Source organism: Dyadobacter endophyticus (assembly GCF_014641595.1).
Taxonomy (GTDB): domain Bacteria; phylum Bacteroidota; class Bacteroidia; order Cytophagales; family Spirosomataceae; genus Dyadobacter; species Dyadobacter endophyticus.
Window position 1 is genome coordinate 1,021,815 of the sequence record NZ_BMIA01000002.1, and the last position, 22,850, is coordinate 1,044,664.

The 22,850-nt window shown below is 49.9% G+C and carries 13 protein-coding genes; 2 read left to right on the forward strand and 11 right to left on the reverse strand.

The window, feature by feature from the left end; genetic code table 11:
• Positions 1 to 4 precede the first annotated feature (4 nt).
• From IEY24_RS16435 to IEY24_RS16480, 10 genes are all read right to left on the reverse strand, one after another.
• Complete coding sequence (locus tag IEY24_RS16435) at positions 5 to 2,404, reverse strand: ABC transporter permease (RefSeq protein ID WP_188933971.1); 2,400 nt, start codon at positions 2,402 to 2,404, stop codon at positions 5 to 7.
• A gap of 84 nt (positions 2,405 to 2,488) precedes the next feature.
• Positions 2,489 to 4,867, reverse strand: coding sequence for an ABC transporter permease (locus IEY24_RS16440; protein ID WP_188933973.1), 2,379 nt, complete (start codon positions 4,865 to 4,867; stop codon positions 2,489 to 2,491).
• A gap of 120 nt (positions 4,868 to 4,987) precedes the next feature.
• A complete protein-coding gene (locus tag IEY24_RS16445) occupies positions 4,988 to 7,369 on the reverse strand; it encodes an ABC transporter permease (RefSeq protein ID WP_188933975.1) in 2,382 nt (793 codons plus the stop codon).
• Positions 7,370 to 7,373: 4 nt separating this feature from the next.
• Positions 7,374 to 9,803 (reverse strand): ABC transporter permease, encoded by a 2,430-nt coding sequence (locus IEY24_RS16450; protein WP_188933977.1) that lies wholly within the window; start codon positions 9,801 to 9,803, stop codon positions 7,374 to 7,376.
• Between the two features lie 9 nt (positions 9,804 to 9,812).
• Positions 9,813 to 12,230, reverse strand: a complete 2,418-nt coding sequence (locus IEY24_RS16455) for an ABC transporter permease (protein ID WP_188933979.1) — start codon at positions 12,228 to 12,230, stop codon at positions 9,813 to 9,815.
• Positions 12,231 to 12,418: 188 nt separating this feature from the next.
• Positions 12,419 to 14,800 carry an ABC transporter permease gene (locus IEY24_RS16460; RefSeq protein ID WP_188933981.1) on the reverse strand — a complete coding sequence of 794 codons (2,382 nt, stop codon included), beginning with the start codon at positions 14,798 to 14,800 and terminating at the stop codon, positions 12,419 to 12,421.
• A gap of 148 nt (positions 14,801 to 14,948) precedes the next feature.
• Positions 14,949 to 15,374, reverse strand: coding sequence for a hypothetical protein (locus tag IEY24_RS16465; RefSeq protein ID WP_188933984.1), 426 nt, complete (start codon positions 15,372 to 15,374; stop codon positions 14,949 to 14,951).
• Between the two features lie 42 nt (positions 15,375 to 15,416).
• Positions 15,417 to 17,795 carry an ABC transporter permease gene (locus IEY24_RS16470; RefSeq protein ID WP_188933985.1) on the reverse strand — a complete coding sequence of 793 codons (2,379 nt, stop codon included), beginning with the start codon at positions 17,793 to 17,795 and terminating at the stop codon, positions 15,417 to 15,419.
• Positions 17,796 to 18,159: 364 nt separating this feature from the next.
• On the reverse strand, positions 18,160 to 20,604 hold the full coding sequence (locus IEY24_RS16475; protein ID WP_229222448.1) for an outer membrane beta-barrel family protein: 2,445 nt from the start codon (positions 20,602 to 20,604) through the stop codon (positions 18,160 to 18,162).
• Between the two features lie 257 nt (positions 20,605 to 20,861).
• Positions 20,862 to 21,203, reverse strand: a complete 342-nt coding sequence (locus IEY24_RS16480; RefSeq protein WP_188933989.1) for a DUF6249 domain-containing protein — start codon at positions 21,201 to 21,203, stop codon at positions 20,862 to 20,864.
• 158 nt (positions 21,204 to 21,361) lie between these two features.
• Between IEY24_RS16480 and IEY24_RS16485 the strand changes: the two genes are divergently transcribed.
• Both IEY24_RS16485 and IEY24_RS16490 read left to right on the forward strand, forming a co-directional pair.
• Positions 21,362 to 21,913 (forward strand): RNA polymerase sigma factor, encoded by a 552-nt coding sequence (locus IEY24_RS16485; RefSeq protein WP_188933991.1) that lies wholly within the window; start codon positions 21,362 to 21,364, stop codon positions 21,911 to 21,913.
• 10 nt (positions 21,914 to 21,923) lie between these two features.
• A complete protein-coding gene (locus tag IEY24_RS16490) occupies positions 21,924 to 22,421 on the forward strand; it encodes a hypothetical protein (protein WP_188933993.1) in 498 nt (165 codons plus the stop codon).
• A 37-nt stretch (positions 22,422 to 22,458) separates the two neighbouring features.
• Here the strand turns inward: IEY24_RS16490 and IEY24_RS16495 are convergent, their stop codons facing one another.
• Entirely contained in the window at positions 22,459 to 22,830 is a 372-nt protein-coding gene (locus IEY24_RS16495; RefSeq protein ID WP_188933995.1) for a hypothetical protein, read from the reverse strand.
• Positions 22,831 to 22,850: the final 20 nt, after the last annotated feature.

Below are 22,850 nucleotides of genomic sequence, written 5' to 3' on the forward strand. Positions count from 1 at the left end.
AATCTTATTCTGATCTCAACGATTTCACCGGATCCAGCAGCGCCGCCCTGATTGCCTGATAGCTTACCGTTGCCAGCGTCACTACCAGCGCTCCTGCGCCCGCCGCCACGAATATCCACCAGGTGATCTCGGTGCGGTATTCATATTTTTGAAGCCAGTTGTTCAGGAAATACCAGGCGGTAGGTATTGAAATCAGAAAGGAGATGATGACCAGGATCACGAACTCCCGCGACAACAGCGCCCATAGGTTGCCTATGGAAGCGCCCAATACTTTACGTACGCCAATTTCCTTCGTCCGCTGTTCGGCGGTGAACGAGGCAAGCCCGAACAGTCCGAGACAGCTGATAAAAATCGCCAGCCCGGCAAACACGGTCGCCAATGTGGCAATGCGCTCTTCCGCCGCGAATTTCAAGGCATATTCCTGGTCGGTGAATTTGTAATCGAACGGGCTGCCGGGGTTAACTTCTCGGAAAACGGCGGCCACTTTGTCAAGTGACTCCCGTATCGGCAACCCTGGTTTCAGCTTCACGTTGATCACATTCGCCCAGCCGTAGTTGACCATAAACAAAGTGGGATGTACCGGGCTGAACGGAGAGCTCATTACCATATCATGGATCACACCCACTACTTTGTAAGGATTCTCGCCCCATTTCACTGTTTGTCCGATGACCTCCGATGGTTCTTTGAATCCCATGTATTTCAATGCGGATTCATTCATGACCATTCCCAACGAATCGGTAGAGAATTTGCGGGAGAAATCACGGCCTCCGATGAACTGCCAGCCTACGGTTTTCCCGAAATCGTGGCTCACGCCGATCGTCCCGAAATTGTCGTGAAAATTGGGATCCTTTCCCGGCCAGCTGAACCCGCCGTTATTGGAACCGAGGAATGTGGATGGCGACGACGATGTGGACATTTCCACCACTGCGCCGGTTCCGAGCAACTCACTTCTCAGCCTATTATACTGGCTGCTCAACTCGGGCGTATTGATTTCCACGGTAATCAGGCCGTTGCGGTCGTAACCAACCGGTCTGTTCTTCGCGTGCTGGATCTGCTTGTAGACGATCGCCGTACCAATGATCAGCGTCACTGAAACCGTAAATTGCAGCACCACCAAAACCTTCCGCGGCATCGCGGCGAATCGACCTGCATTGAAAGTACCTTTGAGAACCTTCACAGGCTGGAACGATGACAGGTATAACGCCGGATAGCTACCCGACAAAAGACCGGTAAGGAAGCAGAATGCAAATCCAGCCAACCAGAAATAGCCGTTAGTCCACGGAAAAGTCATTTGTTTGCCCGCCAGTTCATTAAAAGCCGGCAATGCAAACGCTACAATGACAATTGCAAAAATGAAAGCCAGGAAGACAACCATGAACGATTCGCTGAAAAACTGGTTAATCAGCTGCGCCCTCAGTGAGCCGATCGCCTTGCGGATACCCACTTCTTTCGCACGTTTTTCAGAGCGGGCCGTGCTCAGGTTCATAAAATTGATCGATGCCAACAGCAACACAAATGCGCCGATAATCCCGAACAGCCACACGTACCGGATACGCCCGTCGGGTTGCCCCCGGTCGTCCCAGGTGCCTTTCAAATGCCATTCCGACATCGGCAGCAGGTAGTTGCGCGGGTTCAGAAACCGGGCTTCCGGAGTGTGCTGCATTTTGATGCTTTTGATTTTTTCGGAAACTCCTTCGAACGTAGCGTTCGGACGGATTTGCACAAGCAACTGCCACGAGTTATTGTTCCATTGCTCCTCGTCGCGCGCGGTTTGCACCCAATTCTGCGTCGCTTCGTACAAATCCCAGGGTGCCAGGAAGGTCAATTCACGAAATTCTGTATTGAAAGGCAAGTCTTCATAAACGCCGGTTACTTTCACATCGAGCCGGTTGTCGAGCTTCACGATCTTGTCCATCGGGTTTTCCTTGCCGAACAGCGCTTTCGCCACCGACTCAGCGATGATGATCGAATTGGGCTCTTTCAGCCCGTCGCGCGTGCCGGACAGCATATGCAGTGTAAACAACCGCGGCGCTTCAGCACTCATGTAGGCGCCATTTTTGGTAAACTTGTTATCCTTGTAAGCCAATATGTGCGCGTCGATCCACGAAGATTGGATCACGTAGTCGAAGTCATCCTTATGATGTTCCCGGAGATATTTCCCCAGCGGGTACGAAGTATGCTCGCCCCCATCATAAACCCTCCCTTCAAAAACCCCTGTTTCAATCACCTTCGCAATGCGATTGTAGTTTTCGTGGTAGCGATTGTATGAAAATTCATCATAAACCCACAATCCAATGATCATAGCCACGGCCATCCCCACAGCCAGCCCGCCGATGTTGATAAACGAGTACCCTTTGCTTTTGACAAGGTTACGGAGTGCGATTTTGAGATAGTTTTTTAGCATCGTTTTAGTTGTTTATTGGGAGGAAAGGGAGGAGGAAGTATTCGTGGTCCCTTTCCTCCTTCCTCCCTTTCCTCCTTTACTCCTTTACTCCCTTTTCAAAATCGTTACAGGATTCAACAGCGCCGCTTTCACTGCCTGATAACCTACCGTTGCGAGCGTCACGAGCGCGAGGCCCATGGCGGCGAACAGGAAAATCCCGGCGTCGAGGTTGATTCGGAATGCGAAGTTGTCGAGCCATTTGTACATTGCCCAGCCAACTAGCGGGAATGCAATCAGCAAGGCGATCAGCAGAAGTTTGATAAAATCCATCGAAAGCATTAATACCACATTGGTAACCGAAGCACCCACCACTTTACGGATACCAATCTCTTTCTGCCGCCGTTGGGCCGTAAATGCGGCCAGCCCGAACAACCCCAGACATGAAATGACGATCGCAAGCCCGGCAAAATAGCGCGATAGCACTCCCACCCGTCGCTCCGACGCGTAAAGCGCTTTGTAATTCTCATCCAGAAACTGGTAATCGAACACCAGCCCCCGGTGATGGTCCTGGAAAAGCTTCCGCACACGGGCGATCGTCTGCTCCTCGGCGCCGCTCTGAATTTTCACCATCACATTGGGCATAATAGGGTACATCTGGAAGAAACAGGGCTTTACAGGCTCGTACAGCGATTCGAAATTGAAATCCTTCACTACGCCCACGATCTGTCGCTCCATCCCCCAGAATTTCACCGTCTTCCCCACCGGGTCTTTCAACCCCATACTTTTTATGGCCGACTCGTTGAATATGATCTCATTGGCCGCATGCTGGTTTTGGGTGAAAAACCGGCCTTCGCGCAACGTCATCCCCACGGTTTCCATGAAATTGTACCCCACTTCCAGGTTCGAAAACTCGATATCCTTTCCGGCAGGCTTACCGGGCCATTCGAAACCGGAAATCGCGCCGTGCTTGCCCGTCAGGTCATGGTAGTAGCTCGATGCATTCACCACCCCGGGGGTGTTTTTAACTTCTCCCAAAAATGCCTCCGCTGCTTTCAGTTTCAGAGAGTCCATTTCAAGGGGTATTTCAAAATGAATAATATGGTCACGATTGTAGCCCAGGTTCCGGTTTTGGATAAACTGGATTTGCCGGTAGACGACGATCACCGAAACGATAAAAATCACCGACACCGCAAACTGGAATACCACCAATCCGCGCCGTACGAGCAATTCCCCCGCTGTGTTTCTCAATTTTCCTTTCAAAACAGACACTGGATCAAATCCGGACAGGTACAATGCCGGGTAGCTCCCCGCCAGCAAGCCGGTGATGAGCGTTATGACCAGGGCAACGGAAACCAACATCGGATCGGGCGAAAGCGCGACCTGCTTGCCGGTAATGCTGTTAAACTCCGGCAACAGGAGCAAAACCATGACCACAGCGACAAGCAATGACACAAATGTCAGCATCAGTGATTCACTCAAATGCTGCATGATCAACGAACTGCGCAGTGCTCCCACTACTTTTTTGATCCCCACTTCCTTCATGCGCCCCGAAGCTTTGGCCGTTGAAAGGTTCATGAAATTGATGCAGGCGATCACCAGAATGAACACCGCGATCACAGCAAACAATCTCACGTACGTAATGCGCCCGCCTGTCTGCACGCCATTCTCGAACTGTCCGTGGAGGTATTTGTCCGAATAGCGGATGGCAAAAAGCTGAAAGTCGTTATCCTTGTTTTTGGATTTCAGGAAATGCCTGATCTTCTCGTTGAAAAGCGGGAGATCGGTGCCGCTTTTGAGGACCACAAACGTATTGGGATCGCTATTACCCCAGTTTTCCATTCCCGGCCGCCGCGCTTTGAACTGCTCAAAGTTGAAGAGTATATCAAACTGGTTGCTTGCATTGCGCGGGTTGCTTTTGAACACACCACCCACGCGGTAAAGCCCGCTAAATTGTCCCTCGTCCCACTTGACGGTTTTTCCAACCACATTTTGTTTTGTCCCAAATAACTTTTCCGCCATTTCCTCCGAAAGCGCCACCGTATTCTTATCGCCTGCCACCGCACCCGCATCGCCCTCCGTGAAGGGGCAGGTAAAAACAGCGAAGTAATCCTTACTCACGAATTGTCCCGCGGCTTTCAATTGCGTTTCTCCGGCCGAAATCACGCCTTTATTCGAAAACCATTCAGCAGGCACGACCGTCGTCGCCAGTTCCACTTCCGGCATTTCCGCTTTCAATGCGTCGGCCAATAGGCCAGGCGTGTGTTCTCCCGTCTTGATCCCATCCTCATGCGGCTGGTTGACCATGATCTGGAACAAATGCACGTCCTTTTCATTGTGCTTATCCACACGCAGCTCATCGACTACCCAAAGATAGATCAGCAACGCACAAGCCAGTCCCGTCGAAAGGCCAAGCAGATTCAGCAGCGTAAATTGCCGATCCTTGATCAGGCTACGCCATGCGATTTTCAGGTAACTCTTGATCATATTAGTATCTTGTTTTTGAGGGAGGAAGGAAGGGGAGGAAGGAGGAAGGGGAAGAAAGGGAGGAAGTATTTCTGGTCCCTTCTCCCTTTTCTCCATCCTCCCCTTCCTCCGCTTCCTCCCTCATTCCCTTTTCAAACTCTTTACAGGATTCACCAGCGCCGCCTTAATGCTCTGAAAGCTAACCGTCAGCATAGCGATACCGACCGCTAGAAAACCTGCCCAGACGAATATCCCCCAGTGGATCTCGATACGGTAGGCGAAATCCTGCAACCAGCGGTGCATAAAATACCAGGCGACCGGGCTTGCGATCACGATCGCGACAAGCACGAGTTTCAGAAAATCCATCGATAGCATGGTTGTAATGCCCGCTACGGAGGCACCTAGTACTTTCCGCACTCCGATTTCTTTCGTCCGCTGCTCGATGGCGAAAATGGCCAACCCGAAAAGCCCGAGGCACGAGAGGCACACCGACAACAGTGCAAAAGTGGTCGTCAGCCGCGTTGCGAGTTCTTCGCGCTGATAGAACTTAGCAAGCTCTTCGTCGTAAAAACTATATTCAAATACATTTTCGGAAAACTGTTTCTGCCATACCGCGCCTATCCGGCTGATTGTCGAGGCATTTACGCGGCTCAACTTCACCCCCGCCCGGCGGTAGCGCGACTGGTCGGCAAAAACGATCGTCGGCTCAATGCCGGTGTAGAGGTCGCCGTTGTTGAAGTCGGATAATACGCCCACGATGGTGCCGGTTTTGCCCGCGTCGCCCACGTGCAGCCGCCGGTTCAATGCCGCTTCGGGCGATTTCAATCCTAATGCCCGCACCAGTTTACGGTTGATCAGCAGCTCGTTGAGCGTGTCCGAATGCGCCGGAACGCGGCCTGCGACGAGTTTCAATCCATAAGTCGTTACAAAATGCTCATCCGCGGCTCTCGACCGAGCCACGAATTTCTCCCAATCACGATTTTCAAATTTGATCGTCCCTCCGCCGCTGACCTGCACCGACGGCGCGCTCCTGAAAAACGAAAGGTCGGTTACCTCGGGCAATGCCGACAACTCGTTACGCAATGCCGTGAGCTTGCTGGTTTCTGTTTCAGGCAAATTCAAATGCAGGATAAGGTCCTTATTCATTCCCAGGTCCTTGTTTTTCAGGAATTGCGATTGGAGGATGATCAGCGTAGATACCGCGATCAGGACGAATGAAATGCTGAATTGTGTCACTACCAGCCCTTTCCTGACCGAGAAAAAGCTTCGGTTATTCTCCTTCAATAAGCCCTTGATGGCTTTCACCGGATTGAACCTGGAAATGACAAACGCCGGATAACCGCCGGCCAACATGACCACAAACACGAACAGTGCCGCGCAGAAAGCCAGCAACTGAGGATCACTGAAAGCATCTACACGCACATTCACGCTCAGCCATTGGCTCAACATCGGCGCAAAAAGCCATGCGAGTAGCAGGGAAATAGCGCTTGCTGCAAAAGTTAGCAATGCGGTTTCCTGTATAAAAAGCCAGAAAACCTGCGCTTGCGAAACGCCCATCACTTTTCTCACGCCTACTTCCTTGCTACGCTTGAAAGCCTGTGCCGTCGAGAGATTAATGAAATTGAAGCAGGCTATGAGAATCAGCAGCATCCCTACGGTCGCCAACACGGTGATCGTGCTGTATTTGATCTTACCGCCGTAGGCAATATTGAAATGCACATCCGACAAGTCTTGCAAATGGTAATGGAAAACTTTGCCGTCGCGGCCATAATATTTGCTCGCAAATGCCGGCATCTGTGCTTCGAATGCAGGCTTGTCTTCCGGCGAGCGAAGTGTAACAAAAGTTTCACGGCTGCCGTCGATCCAGCCCCAATCTTCGTAACCGTACTCCGGAACAATCTTTTTTAAAGTAGGCAGCGAAATGAAAATATCCTGCCTGAAATCGGTTTGCTCGGGGTAGTCTGCAACAACGCCTGCAATCACGAGGTTTTCGCGATTATCGGCGCGGATTACCTTACCCATTGCATTACCGCTCCCGAAATATTTCCGGGCATACCGCTCAGTCACCACGACCTGATTGGGCACAGCCATTGCCGAGCCACTGCCGCTAATCCATTTGTAATCAAATATTTGAAAGAAATCAACATTCGTAAAAACCAGATGATCCTTTTCGAGAAACTTGCGCGAAGTTCCGTCGTTATCGACGCGGATAGTTAACTCCTTATGCGCCACATAAGCGGCGTCGCGGACGAAGCTGAACTCCTTTTTCAATGTTTCATGCAAAACAAAAGCCGAGCCCCGCTCCTGCTCCACGGAGCCGTCTTCAAGATGTAAATCCACCACCACGCGATACGTCCTGTCGGCGTTGTTATGGTACCTGTCCACGCTGAGATGGTACTTCGCCAACTGGAATATCACAATCGCCCCGGCCATCCCAATGGCCAGTCCAATGAGGTTGATACCGGCGTAAATTCTATGCTTAGCCAGACTTCGTATCGCGAATTTCAGATAACTACCAATCATGATTCTATTCCGTTTTCAAACTCGTCACAGGATTCATCACCGCCGCCTTAATTGCCTGATAACTCACCGTCGCGAGCGTGAGCACCAGCGCACCTGCGCCTGCGAGGGCAAATATCCACCAGCTGATTTCGGTACGGTACTGGTAATTTTGGAGCCATTCGCTCATCGAATACCCCGCAAGTGGAACGGCGAGAAGGCTTGAAACAGCCACCAGCGACACAAAATCTTTGGAAAGCATCCCCCACAGTGCCGCTACCGACGCGCCCAGCACCTTGCGGATGCCAATTTCTTTGGTGCGCTGCTCGGCTGTGAAGGAAGCCAATCCGAATAAGCCAAGACAACTGATCACGACAGCCAATGTGGCGAAAAAGCCAGCCAACTTTCCGATTCGCTCCTCCGTCCCGAATTTGGCGTCATACTCCTGGTCGGCAAACTTGTATTCAAACGGCGCTGCCGGTACCAGCTTCCTGAAAACACTTTCAATAGCGGGCAAAGCGGCTACCGAACTTACGTTAGGATGTAGTTTGATATTAATCCAGTTGGGAGAACCGAACAGGAAGAAAACGGTCGGTTTCACGGGCGTAAACGGCGATTCCATCACCATATCCTTCACCACGCCGAGCACTGTGAATGATTTGCGGACATTATCGGTCATCCATTGGCTTTTCCACGAAACGGCCATCCCGACCGGATCATCGACGCTCAGCAACCGGGCCGCCGATTCATTGATCACGAAACCTGACGTGTCGGAAGCGAAGTCTTTCGAAAAATTGCGGCCACTTACAAACTGCCAGCCAACGGTTTTCGCGTATTCCTGGGAGACTGTCAGCGTGGCAAATGTTTCGGTGAAACCTTCCGACATTCCCTTCCAGCTAAAACCTTCGTTGGACGACCACACGCCCGTAATTGGGCTTTGCGATTCGGCTACTTCCTCTACCATGCCTGTATTCTTTAATTCGGTACGGATCATGTCGGTTTTCCCATAAAAATCCTCGGTTTTCATGGGTATCATCAGCAAACCGTCGCGCGAGTAGCCTACGGGCCTTTCCTTGGCGAATTTGATTTGTCGGTACACAATGCTGGTGCAGACAATCAATGAAATGGAGATGGTGAATTGCAATACCACCAGGATCTGACGAGGCGTGTAGGCGAAGCGCCCAAAATACGTCCTTCGCGGCGCACCGGAGCCTTTGAGCACCTTCACAGGCTGGAAGGATGTAAGGTAAATAGCCGGATAACTACCTGCCAGCACGGATGTAAGAAGTATAAAACCCGCGCTGCAAATCCAGAAATAAACATTATCCCACGGAATGACCATTTGCTTCGCGGCCAGATTATTGAACCACGACAGCGATAATGCGACGCCCACCAGCGACACCACAAACGATAGCAGCACTACAAGAAACGATTCACTGAAAAACTGTCCGATGAGCTGTATCCGCATCGAGCCAATTGCTTTACGCACGCCCACTTCACGCGCACGCTTCTCCGACCGCGCGGTGCTCAGGTTCACGAAATTGATACAGGCCAGTAATAACACAAAAAAGCCGATCAGGCCGACCATCCAAATATATTTCACCGGGCCTTCTCCTACTGCGCCATTCCGGAAATCGGAGTACAAATGCCAGTCTTTCATCGGATGTATCCACATTTCCGGGCGGGTGGCGGCCTCCTCTCGCATATCGTCCATTTTCCGGATCGCATTCAGCTCCGAAAGACGGATAGCTTCGCTGGCTGTATGGAAATCGGCATTATCTGTCAGTTGCGTAAAAATCCAGATAGCGTGGTTATCCCATTTCTTGTCCTTCATCCACCTGTTTTTTTCCAGAAAATAGTCCCACGAACCCATGAACTGCACATCGCTGAATCGGGTATTTTGCGGAAAGTCCTCATAAACACCCGTCACTTTCAGGTTCAGATCGGTATCGACCTTCACAAGCTTGTTCATCGGATCGGCGTCGCCGAAAAGTGCGCGGGCGGTCGATCGAGCGAGAATGATCCCTTGCTGATCACCCAGCGCCGACCATGAACCCCGTACCATCCGAAGTGCGAACATTTCCAGCGCCCCTGCTTCAATAAATTGGCCGTTGCGAGACAGTTTGGTTTCACCCACCGTTAGAATATTCTCGCCGGTTTGAGTCGAAGCGACAATACGTTTAAAATTACCTGCATAATGCGTTTTCAACTCTTCCACATAGGGCACAGGCAGCGAGAACGACGTTTTCTTTTCGCCGTGCTCCACCTGGTTTTGCAGCACCTGCCCTATCCGGTCGTAATTTTTGAAATAGCGGTTGAACGAAAGCTCGTCATATATCCAAAGGCCGATCAGCGTTGCCACACCCATCCCGATCGCCAATCCACCGATGTTGATGGCCGAATACCCCTTGTTTTTCCAAAGGTTACGGAGGATGATTTTTAGGTAGTTTTTCAGCATGATCCTTTTTTATTCCGAACGCAACGACTTCACCGGATTGACCAACGCCGCCTTAATGCTCTGAAAACTGACCGTCAACAAAGCTACCCCTACCGCGATTACACCGGCCAGGAGGAATACCCACCATTCGATACTGACCTTGTAGGCAAAATCAGATAGCCATTGGTTCATACCGTACCATGCGAGCGGCGAGGCGATGACAATGGCGATACCCACGAGTTTTATAAAATCTTTGGAGAGTAGTGAGACAATGCTCAACACCGAAGCACCGAGCACTTTACGAACGCCGATTTCCTTGGTACGCTGGATGGTCGTAAATGCGGCCAGTCCGAACAGACCCAGACAAGCGATAACTACGGCAAGCCCGGCGAAAATCCCGAACAGCTTCCCTACCCGCTGCTCCGACTCATACATTTTATTGAAACGTTCGTTTAGAAATGAATAGGAGAAGGGGTTGTCCGATGTAGCTTTCCAGCTCTTTTCCAACGTTTTAAGCAAGCCTGGAATATCGTTTGTTTTGATGCGAAGGGCCATCTGGTACTGGTCGCCCCCGTAGAACATTACCAGCGGCGCAATGCGCTCGTGCATTGAACGGAAATGAAAATCTTTGGTAACCCCCACCACGGTATAGAACTTCTTGCTCTCCGGCGTGCCATTACCAATCGTCCTGAGACGCTTGCCAATCGGGTTTTTCCATCCAAATTGCTTTACAGCCGCCTCGTTGATCAGCACGGATGCGCTGTCACCGCCGAAGGTTTTTGAAAAGTTCCGGCCTGCGACGAGGCCGATGCCCAATGTTTTCAAATAGTCTTCGTCAACCTGGTATGTAGTGAAGCGGTATGGCGTAATGCTATTATCGGCGCTTTCGGGCAGGAAACCGTCCGTGCCGCTGTTGGAGGCGCCCGCTGGAATGTAGCCCGCGAGGGTGACGCTGCTTACTGCCGACAGGTTGCCGAGCGTTTCCTTGAAAGTCTTCGCCTTATCACCCAGTAAATGGGTATCGTGCAGGATCAACACCTGTTCTTTATCAAAACCTACATTCTTATTCTGAATGAAGCGCAGCTGTTGGTAAACGACCATCGTCCCGATGATCATTGCAATGGAAACCACAAACTGAACGGTAACCAGCGTATTGCGGAGCCATCCGCTTTTTATGCCCGCCTGGATGCTCCCTTTCAACACCGCCACCGGCCTGAAAGCCGAAAGAAAAAATGCAGGGTAGCTGCCGGCCAGCAAACCGACAACCAGGCACCCCGCCAATGCATATGCGATCATCCGGACATTCAGAATAGATTGCAGGTCGAATTGCTTGCCGGCCAGGTCATTGAAACCCGGCAATAGCAGTACTACCAATCCAAATGCTGTTAAAAGCGCAAAAAGTGTTACCAGAATCGATTCGATAAGAAACTGCGCCATTAATTGCTGGCGTACCGAGCCCATTACTTTACGAACACCCACCTCCTTGGCCCGCCCCGCCGAACCGGCTGTGGAGAGGTTCATGAAATTGATGCAGGCAATGAGGAGAATGAATGCTGCGATGGCCGTAAAAATGTAAATGTATTTGATGTTGCTGTTGCCTTCCAGCTCGTTTTCAAGGTTGGAGGTGAGGTGAATGTCGGTCAATGGCTGTAAACCGAAGCCGAACCGGTCGCCTTTACGTAAATATTCGTCATAGCTCATTCCCAGAAATTCCTGGATTTCCGGCCCGATGTATTTCCTGACGAGTTGCGGCATCTGAGCCTCGAGTTTTTCAACCGGATAGCCATTGCGCAGCAAAACATAGGTGTGTGCGCCGCTCGAAAGCCATTTCTCTCCCAACTTGATTGATTTCATCGACCCAAAAAAATCATAATGGAAGTGCGAGTTGGAAGGCACATCTTCGCAAACGCCCGTAACCCGAAACAAACCGATATTGCCCATACTGAGGCTCTTCCCGATCGGATCCTCTTTTCCGAAATATTTCAATGCGGTAGATTGGGTCAGAACGACCGTCTGCGGCTCTCTAAGCACGCTATTGGCGTCACCCTTTAACAGTGGTATGGAGAAGAAGTTGAAAAAATTGGAGTCGGCAAAAATGACACGCTCTTCTAAAAAGCGCTTTTCTTCTTTTTTGACTAAAAAAGTACCATTGGTATTGAGCCTCGTATATGCCTCCACGCCCGGGTAGTCGCGCATGAACGCAGGACCCGCAGGAGCGGACGCACCCGCGATGTTGATGTCGTTCCCTCCGATCCGGCCGTGTAATGTGACCCTAAAAATGCGGTCGGCATGCTTGTTGAAGCGGTCGTAACTCAGTTCGTGCTGAACAAAGAGCAGGATCAGCATACAAGTCGCCAATCCGATTGCCAGTCCGAGAATATTAATGGAAGCGAAAGCCTTTTTATTCCAAAGGCTCCGGAGAGCGATTTTCAGATAGCTGGATATCATAACTGCGCCGGTTGCGGGGGTTAACGGATAGATTTCCCTTTTTGACAGTCAAATTATGCACCAGCCAGTAATAATATTACAACTATCTGAAAATCAATTTCTTACTTACAATCAAAACAAATCAGCGGTGTTCAGTATCGGACATATCCCGTTCGATTTGGAACGGGGCCGTGCAGCCAGGCAGGGCATTACTCACTCCGCAAGCTCTTCACCGGGTTCATCACGGCAGCTTTGATACTCTGGAAACTGACCGTAGCGAAAGCAATGGCGGCAGATAGTACCGCGGCAATCGCGAACACCCACCAGTAAATATCCGTGCGGTAGGCAAAGTTTTCCAACCAGCGGTCCATTCCGAAGTAAGCAATAGGCGACGCCACCAGGAATGCAATAAGTACGAGTTTAAGAAAATCCCTGGAAAGCAAACCCACAATACTGGCAATGGATGCACCCATGACCTTCCTCACGCCGATTTCTTTTGTGCGCTGCGTGGTACTGTAAGACGCCAGCCCTAGCAAGCCCAGGCAGGAAATGAATATCGCCAGAACCGCGAAATTGAAAAACAACTTTTCAAAACGCTCTTCGCTGCGGTATTGCCGATCGAAGAATTCGTCCATAAAATAGTAGCTGAACGGCCTGCCGGGAATAGCTTCTTTCCACTTCGCCTCCACCGCAGCAACTGTTTCTTTCAAGCGGTTACCTTCGATTTTGACCGAAACAAGGTTTGCCCCGCCGGGCTCGATGCGCATGGTAAGCGGTTTAATGTTTTCCTGCAATGAGCGAAAATGGAAGTCCTTGATCACCCCCACGATCTTACCCTCGCGTCCCCACTGCTTGAAACGACGTCCCAGCGCATCTTCGGGTTTGGAATACCCCAGCAACTTCACGGCAGCTTCGTTGATCACCATCGCCTGCGTAGTATCAGTCCCAAATTCCCTCGAAAATGGACGACCCGCCGCCATTTTCAGTCCAAATTGCCGGATATAGTCGAAATCTACAAAATAGAGGTCAAGGTTCGCGACCTGCAAGTCGCCGCTCTTGTTCTCGATTTCGGAATATGCGCCCGGATTGGAACTACCGGGCACGCTGGATGATGCCGCCGTAGATTTTACACCCGCCAGTCCCGTCAGCGATTCCTTAAATGCCCAGCGCTTCGGGTCGCCCTCGGTGTTGAGTACCAGCATTTGATCCTTGCTGAAACCGAGATCACGGTTACGCATGTAATTCATTTGAATATAGACGATCATCGTTGCGATGATCAGCGCGATCGAAATGGCAAACTGAACGGTTACCAGCCCTTTTCTCAACAAAATACCTTTGATACTGGTCGTAAACCGTCCTTTCAAGACTGTTACCGGCTCGAAAGACGATAATACCAACGCGGGATAAATCCCGGCCAGGATGCCGATCAGGATCGCCGCCACTAACATGTATACGAGAAATGATGGATCGGCAAATATGCCTGAAACGATCACTTTGCCCGCCAGGTTATTGAACAGCGGCAACAGTGCAGCCGAAAGTGTAATTGAAAATACAAAAGCGATGAGGCAAAGCATCACCGATTCACTCACAAACTGCCTCGCCAGCAACCCCCTGGCCGCCCCTACTACCTTGCGTATCCCCACTTCCTTGGCCCGCTCCGCCGAGCGCGCCGTGGTAAGGTTCACGAAGTTGATGCAGGCGATCAACAGAATGAAAACAGCTACGACGGAGAACACATATACGTTGCTCATGCTGCCCTTTTCGGCGACATCCCGCTCGGAACGCAAATGCACGTCGAGCAGCGGTTCCAGGAAAAGTTTATACGACATTTTCGACTCCTGCATGAGCTTGCCCGCCCGGCGTTCGAGGTAAGCAGGTAACTTCTTTTCCAAAGCTTTGCTATTGGCGCCCGGTTTCAGAAGCAGGTAGGTCGTTGCTCCGAAATTGCCCCATTGCTCGTCGATACCGCGGTTGAAACGTTGCGTCATGGTGGTCATCGAAACGAACATATCACCTTTGATGAGCGAGTTTTCGGGGATGTCTTTCATAACGCCCGTAACTTTCGCCGGAAGGCCTTCGCCCGATAGCAGCAAAGTTTGCCCGACGGGGTCGCTGTCACCAAAATACTTTTTGGCTGCTTTTTCTGTAAATACCAGGCTCAGCGGCTCTTTCAGCGCCGTTTTAGGATCGCCCTGGATCAGTTTAAAATCAAAAACACGGAAAAGCGATGAATCGGCAAACACTGTTCCTTCTTCCTGAAATTTGATATCCCCTTTTCGTACAAGGAAGCTGCCGCCGTTAATGCGCGCATAGGCTTCTACTTCGGGAAAATCCTGCTTGATCGTCGGTCCGAAGGCCCATGATGTAATACCTGCATTGATGGTTTCGGAAGGCGTGATGACATCGGTCACCAACCTGTAAATGCGGTCCGATTTGGAATGAAATGCGTCGTAAGTCAGCTCAAAATTGACATACATAGAAATCAGCAAACAGGCCGACATCCCGACGGTCAGCCCCATAATATTGATCAGTGAAAATACCTTGTGCTTCCAAAGGTTCCGGAAGGCGATTTTGAAATAGTTTTTAAACATGGCTGTCAGGTAAATAAGGCTTTAAAATTGACCTCGCATTAAACGCATACCAGAATTAAAAACCACTGATAATCAATATTATACATTTCCAAACAAAAACTCAGCTGTCCGAAAACGAACAGCTGAGCGGATTGCCGGTATTGGCAGGTCACAAGTTGGTGAAGCGCAATGTTTGCCCGTAAGCTACCGTTCCATTGCTCAAAATTGCGTAAGCACGGTAGTAGTTACTGTTTGTACAAATCTGAGGACCAACCTTTTGTTTAATCCCCGTCGAAAATGGCATGTCGAAGACAATTTTAGGATAGTCTTCTATTGTAGGATTCTCACGGTTCGGCCCGGAGCCGCCGCTAAGGGCTGCGTTGTAGACTATACCGTATTCAGTTACTGGTATGGTACCAATATTAAGCACCTCCAATTCCGTGGTAAACGAGCATTTGCCGTGGATCGAATCGTAAAACAATTCATGTGTACTCAGCAACGGAGGCTCGCCCGGCGGCTGATGGTCCTGGCAAGAATAGCTGAACAGAAATAGCGATAAAAAGACTAATCCGAAAACTGAAAACCGTTTTTTCATAAGACGAGTGGCTTAAAAATTTGTAGTATATAAAATGACTACCTAGTCACTCTTTAGAGACGCCGCCGGGTTGATCATCGCTGCATGTATGGCCTTGAAACCCACGGTCAGAAGTGTCAGGAACAACATCATGAAGACGGTCAGGAAATGCACCCAGAGCGGAAGGCTGATCCGGTAAGCAAAATCCTCCAACCAATGTGACATAAAATACGACGCAAGCGGCATAGCAATAACAGCCGAAACGACTACCAGCCCAATAAACTCTTTCGAAAGCATCCCGACAATACCCGCAGCCGATGCACCCAATACTTTCCGTATACCGATTTCCTTTGTCCGTGTTTCAGTGGTAAAAGTGATGAGCCCGAAAAGTCCCATACAGGCAATGAAAATGGCGAGTACAGTGAAGACCGAGAACATCGCGGAGAGCCTCGTTTCATTTTTAAATGTCTCGTTGAATGCGTCGTCGAGGAAGTAGTATTCAAAAGGGGTTTCTAGGTCGTACTTTTTAAAAAGCAGGCCTATTGCCTTTACGTTCCCTGCAATGTCCGTTTGCGCGTCCATCCGCACATACAGCACGCCCCGTGAAGCGCCGGGCATACGGAGCATATTGGTCGTATCGCTGGCAACCGACAGCATCATCGCCTTGGCGCCGTGCTGCACATCCGTAAAATCGAAGTTTTTTACTATCCCGTCCAGGTTTATACCTTCCCTTATCTGCTGCCCGAGCGGATCGCCTTTGATGCCAAGCTGGGAAACCGCCAGCTCATTCAGCAAAGCTCGATTGCGGCCTGCTCCGGGCACCGGCGGCGTTTTCCATTTAAGCCCCAGGGTTTTCACAAACTGCTCGTCCACCACCATTTGCGAAACCGCAATATCCTTTTTGGTGATTTTGTTTGGAATAAAAAACATATTGTATCCTTTGAAGAGGCCCGCATTCGCAAAAGTGGCGCTCGACACGCCGGTCTGCTGCCGCACTGCGTTGCGGAAAGGAATGTAATTGCCGGCCATCGAAGGCCCGAGGGGAATGCTTAGCACCTGTTCCTTGTTGAGCCCCAATTCTTTCCGCTGCATAAAAGAGAGTTGCTCACGCACGATCAGGCTTCCGACGATCAGCGCCATGGAGACTGCAAACTGAAAAACAGTAAAAACCCGCCTCACACCTACCCCACCGATACTGCCTGTAAACCGGCCCTTTATCACTCCCAAAGGGGCAAAACCCGACAATACAAACGCCGGATAGCTCCCGGCAACCAATGCAGTGAGGGCGAGCAAGCCGCCCAGAAAAGACAAAAAGTAGGGAGATATCACAAAGGAAGTATCGATTTTCAAGCCCAGCAATGCATAAAACGGCTGGCTCAGATAAAAGACCATCAGCAACCCCAACCCAAAGGCCAGCGCACAGACCAACACCGATTCCATATAAAACTGACCGCCCAGGCCCGCACGCGTAGCACCCACTACCTTCCGCACGCCTACCTCACGCGCGCGCTGCGTCGCCCGGGCGGTGGTGAGGCTCATATAGTTGAAAAGCGCGAGCATCAGTACTGCCATGGCCGCAACGGCGAAAATCGGGATCAGTTTGCTGTTTCCGGCATCGTTGAATGCGCCGCCGAGGTGAATGTCGTCCAGGCTTTCCAGCGCGTATTGAGGTTTAAGCTCACCGGCAGCTTCCTTCAATGGTTGAAGTCGGTTGATACCCTGCTCGATCAACGTCTTCGATGCTCCAGCGTTCAGCAGCACATACACATTGAAAATCCCGCCTCCGTTATCCCAATTTTTACGATTGGCCTCGCTCAGTCTCGGATATGTCTCGTTTGAAATAACAAAATCAAAATCCAGTGACGAATTCGATGGCGGGTTTTGAGCAACGCCGGTAATCTGAACGAGGTGCTTTGCTTCATACAACAGCGCCTTTCCGACGACATCGGTACTTCCAAAGTATTTCACCGCCGCCCGCTCCGAAACCACCATCGTGAAGGGCCTCGTTAATGCCCGCGCCGCATTCCCTTTTTCAAGCGGAAAACTAAATACACTGAAAAACGACGGATCGGCGAACATGACATTCTTTTCCAGGATCGCTTCCTCCTTCCGTCCGGGACGCGCCATCGCAACATTCCTGTATGACGGCAAAATCCGGACGTAATCCGCTACCTGCGGCACGCCCTCCAACAGCGTCGGTGCGAAACTGGCGGCAAAAGAATTCATCTGAAATTCATTGTCCCCCATTTTGACTTTGGCAAGCACGCGCTGAATGTCGCCGTGCCGGCTATGAAACCGGTCGTAACTGTGCTCATGGACCACAAACATCAGTATGAGCGTCGAGACGCATATCCCGGCAGCAAGCCCGAGGATATTGATCAGCGAATACGTCTTATGCCTGAAAAGGCTCCGGATGGCGATTTTAAGGTAGTTTTTAAGCATGAGTATGGCGGACACGTTCTGGTTGCTGACTTAAACCAGCCAGGCAACAAATCCGTACCACATGTTAAAACACTCGATTTCAAACATATACAACCAAAACAGTGTTCGAAACCGGACACTACATTTCAATCTGTTTATATCAAATAAAAGTGTATATGAGTAATGGATACTTTTGTCTGATATCAAAATACAGCATTATATTTTTGAATCATAGAACCGAACGATGATCCTAAAAGCTACCATAGCGAGCATTGCCGGGCGCAAAAATCTACTACTTCTGGACGGCATGAAAGTCCATGTCATCCCCGCTCATCAATATCTGGCAGATTAAAAAATGCCGGGCTGTTCGGCCCGGCATTTGCTTTTAGTTGCCGCCATTCTGCACGTCGTCGTTGCGAATACCTCTCTTATTCTTTTTAATACCGTCTTTTAGTTTTCCAAACTTGTAGTTCAGGCTGAAATTGAATGACCGAAAGTAATTCCAGCGGTCGGTGTACTGGTCGAAATCCGGGCCGAATGTCTCGTTGTGGAACCTTCTGAATTTCGTAAACGGATTGCTTACAGCAGCCGAAAGCGATAGTTTGTCCTTAATCACATCCTTATTCACGCTGAATGAGGTACTTTGAATCGAATTCGTGGTGCCTTGCAGGTTCACGCCCGGGCCGTTCGCGTTGAAGTTCGCATTCACACGCCAGTCCTTAGGCAGCTTGTAGCCCGTCGAAAGCGAAAACTGGTACATAACCCCGCTGTTGGTGATCTCGACACCGTTCACAATGCCGGTTACCTTGCCGTGTGCAATGCGGAGATTGGTACTGAAATTCCATTTTTTCGTGAAAGGGTAGTTCGCATTCAGGTTACCGCTGATGAGCCGTGCGCGGCCGGTATTGCCGTAAGAGGTGCGCGTGATCTGCGTCTCCGCGTTGTAAACCGCGATCGGAAAAATCAGGTCTTTAAAATGCGTATAACCTACGCCGAAATTGATATTTCCTTTTTTTGCCTTATTGTAGCTCAATTGCAAATCATTCACATAGGCCGGCCGGAGATCGGGGTTACCAGTCCGCTCATAGCTCGGGTTCGACCGGTCGACGAACGGATTGAGTTGCCAGATACCCGGTCGTTGAATGCGCTGGGTATAGCCAAAGTTGATTCCCGCATTGTTTTTCAGCTTCCGGTTGATCGATACCGACGGAATAAGATTGAAATAGTTTTGCTTCACTTTTGAATCGGTGGAGATAAAATCGGCATCGATGATCGTCTGCTCCACGCGTGCACCCGCCTTCACGCCCCAGTTCTTGAAATTGTATTGATATGTATTGTAAGCACCGAACACATTTTGTTGGTTCTTGTACATATTGCTCATCCCACCATCGACCTCGTAAGATTTTGTTTCAGGATTGAATACCAGGTATTTAAAATCACTTTTGTTGTCCCGCATGATACCCTTCAAACCGGCTTCAATATTCAGTTTTTTGACCGGATATACCAGATCCACCTGGAATGTCTGCTCCGAAAAGCTCTGGTCGTTAATCTGCCGGTAATCGGGACGGTCGTAGTTGATGCGATCGGAGATTTGGAGGTTGCCGTTTTGCTTGTTGTCGTAGCCATAATACCGGTAAGAGAAAGTCAGCAGACGGTTTTTATCCGCTTTGAAACCCTTCTGGTAATTTACTGCCGCGTCACGTCCGTTGCCGCGGTCGGAATTGTCGTTGGTCACATTGTATCGTTCCAGGATTTCAACGCCGGCATTCAGCAGCGACGATTGATACCCATTCGAGCGGTTCCTGCCGCCATTCACATTCAGTTGCGCGCTCAGCAAGTTCAGTGTATCAACTTCGTAGGTGATTTCATAACCGATGTAGCCATTCTTGTTGTTATTCCCGTTCCAGCCGCGCTGGTCGAGCTCCGTAGGACTAGTACCGGTCGTTGTGCGGTTAGACACCGTTTGAGTCGACGGGTTTTTATATTGATTTAAACCCGCATTCAGCGACATTCCGATCTTCCCTAGCTGGGCCGAGAGCGAGCCACCGACTCCCGGTCCACCCGTTGGGAAGCGTTCACTGACATTGATAGTACCATTATACCCATTATCGATTTTCTTGTTGGTAATGATGTTGATAATCCCCGCCAGGCCTTCCGCATCATATTTCGCAGGGGGCGTCGTGATCACCTCGATGCGCACGATAGACGATGCCGGCATGCTACGCAGCACATCCTTATAACTCCGCTCAACCATACTCGACGGTTTGCCGTTGATCAGGATCTTGAAATCGGTATTGCCTTTGAGAGCAATATTATCCTCGGCGTCCAGCGACAGGTACGGCACTTTCCGCATCATTTCGAGCACGCTGTAAACCTTGCTTTCGGGATCGGCTTCGAGGTCGTAGCTGATCCTGTCGACCTCCTGTTTGACGATCGGTTTCAAGGCGGTAACCGTCACTTCTTTAAGCCCTACCACCTGCTGACTAATTGTAATATTGCCCAAATCGACATGCTGACGTGTGCTGTCCGTCAAATCGACGTCGACAGTCTTGCTCTTGTAACCTACTCCAACCAGCACTAGCGCATATTTCATGGGTTTCAGATTTTGGAAAGCGAACGACCCGTCGGCCTTAGAGAAATCGGCTTTCAAGGCGGTATTTTTGTCTTTCATGAGGTTAACGGTGATGAAATCCAACACCTTGCCGGTAGCAGAGTCGGCCACAATGCCTTTGATAGTTGGTCCCTTAGGAGCGTCTTGCGCGAATGAATCCTGGCAGCAGATCAGCCCCGGGATCAGGACGGACATGAGTAATTGGAATAATGTTTTCATGGAAAAAGATTTCATGGCTAATAAATTTTTGAATGGGCAAAGGAATTCCGATAAGAGATTTTGGGCTCTTTCAGACATTGATTAATATATCAATAAATTAAATATAAATATTCTATTGATATACTAATGCAGACTAACCTAAATTTGATACAACAAATGTATTGGAAGGTACTTTGTGATGCAAGGTACTAGGCCTGATTTTTAACACAAAGTGATGAACGGCTAAATAGCGCGGTTGACCGGTAGTACACGGAAGGCTATTCGATAGATCGGGGTTTGTTCAGAAGCCTTTCGACAAGAAAATTGAGAATAAGACTAGTGCCTCCAAAGAGAAACACCATAGCCATATAAGCCACCCCTTTGCTGAAATCATAGGTATTGTCCAGCCAGTTGCCCATTAGAATCCCAAGTGCGATACCTACGAAGAGCATACCAAATTTCAGTGTGGGGTAGTACGCCTGGTTCTTATCCGTAAATATGGACGCGTCGGCGCCCTTCTCGATTAACGCTATACGTTCGCGGTGGCGCGTCATCAGGAATACATATACAATCCCGAAAATGCCCAGAAAAGCTGCAACAGAAACAAGTACACCGTTCATGACTAAAAGATATTTAAATTTCGAATGTTACCCATTGGACAGCGGGGCGGCATTTCCGGTTACAGTTTTGTCAAAAAAAATTCAAAAAAAATATAGCCTCAATATTGTAACCGGCTTGCCCGCTATGCAGTCTAATGAGTAGGCGAGCCATTGAATGCATGAAAAACCACGACGACCGGGTCCATATTGAAAACGTAAAACAGGGTAACCTGGCTTCGTATACTTATCTGGTCGAGAAGTATAAAAACATGGCATTTACCATTGCGATGAAGATCCTGTCGAATGCGCAGGACGCAGAGGACGCGGCACAGGAGAGTTTTGTGAAAGCTTATATGCAAATCGGCAGCTTCGAAGGCAAATCCAAGTTTTCGACATGGCTTTATACCATCGTTTACCGAACGGCCGTTTCGAAATTGCAGCAGCCGCGGCTCGCTTTGCAAAGTATCGACGATGAATTTGAAGAAAATTACCATTACGAACACAGCCCGCCGCCGCTCGAAGGCTTGCAGGCTCGCGAGCGCGAGCAGTTTGTAAAGGAGGCCATCAACCGCCTGCCCAAAATGGAAGCGTTGATCATCACCTTATACTACCTGAATGAAAGCCCTATCGAGGAAATCGAACAGATAACCGGCCTTTCGAACAGTAATATCAAAGTAAAACTGTTCAGGGCCAGAAAAGTACTGGGCAAAGAATTGCAGTTTTTGTTATAATGCGGGAATTATGGAGCCGATAGACGACAAACAGGAAGGGCATTTCAAAAACCTGATCCGGGAAACCGGGGCCGATACGCCTTCGGATGCATTCACGCGGGTGGTCATGCAACACGTGCGCGAGGAAGCAGCGTTTCATGCCCTGGTGCACCAAAATGCTGTGGACTTCGCTCCCAAGGCATTCAGCAGTAAGGTGATGGCACAAATCCAGCCCAGCGCCAAAGTCGCCGTGCAGAAACCAGTCATTTCCCGCCGGACCTGGTACTGGGTAGCAGCCGCCTGGGCAGCGTTGATCGTCGCGTGTTTCTTCCTGCCCGTCAATGAGCCGCAATCTGCTTTTTCCGACAAATTGAATGGATTGACGATATCCAATCAGGTTTTCAACCAGAAATTCTCCACCATTCCGCAACCGGTGATGCTTACGATCATCGGGCTATCGTGCCTGATATTGCTCGACTATTTCCTGCGGAATAAATGGGTGTTATTCAATAAAACGGCCAGGTCCTGAGACCTGGCCGTTTGTTCATGGCTGCCTTTTCAACCGGTTATCCTCTGCGGTTGTAACGGTTTTCAAAACGGTGCTGATAGGCGAACAGACGCTGGCGTTGCGCGGGCGTCAGAACGGCCAGGATTTCCTTTTGCTTCTCCTCTTCCAGTCTCTTCATGCCCTGATAGGTATGGTATCTCTGGTTTCTGCCGGCCAAACGATCATATCTGTTTTCGATCTTTTTGATCTGGTTTTCCTGCTTGCGGCTCAGCTTCACGATCTCGTCCAGCTTGTTGATCTTGAACTCCTCGTTAGCATTGTCGGCGCGGGCGTCGATCACGGCCGGATTGGGTCTGTTATATCGCTGAGCGAAAGAATTTCCGGCTGTCAGGGTAACTATTGCGGCGATGGCGAAAATGATCTTCTTCATGGTTTCCAGTATTTAAATTG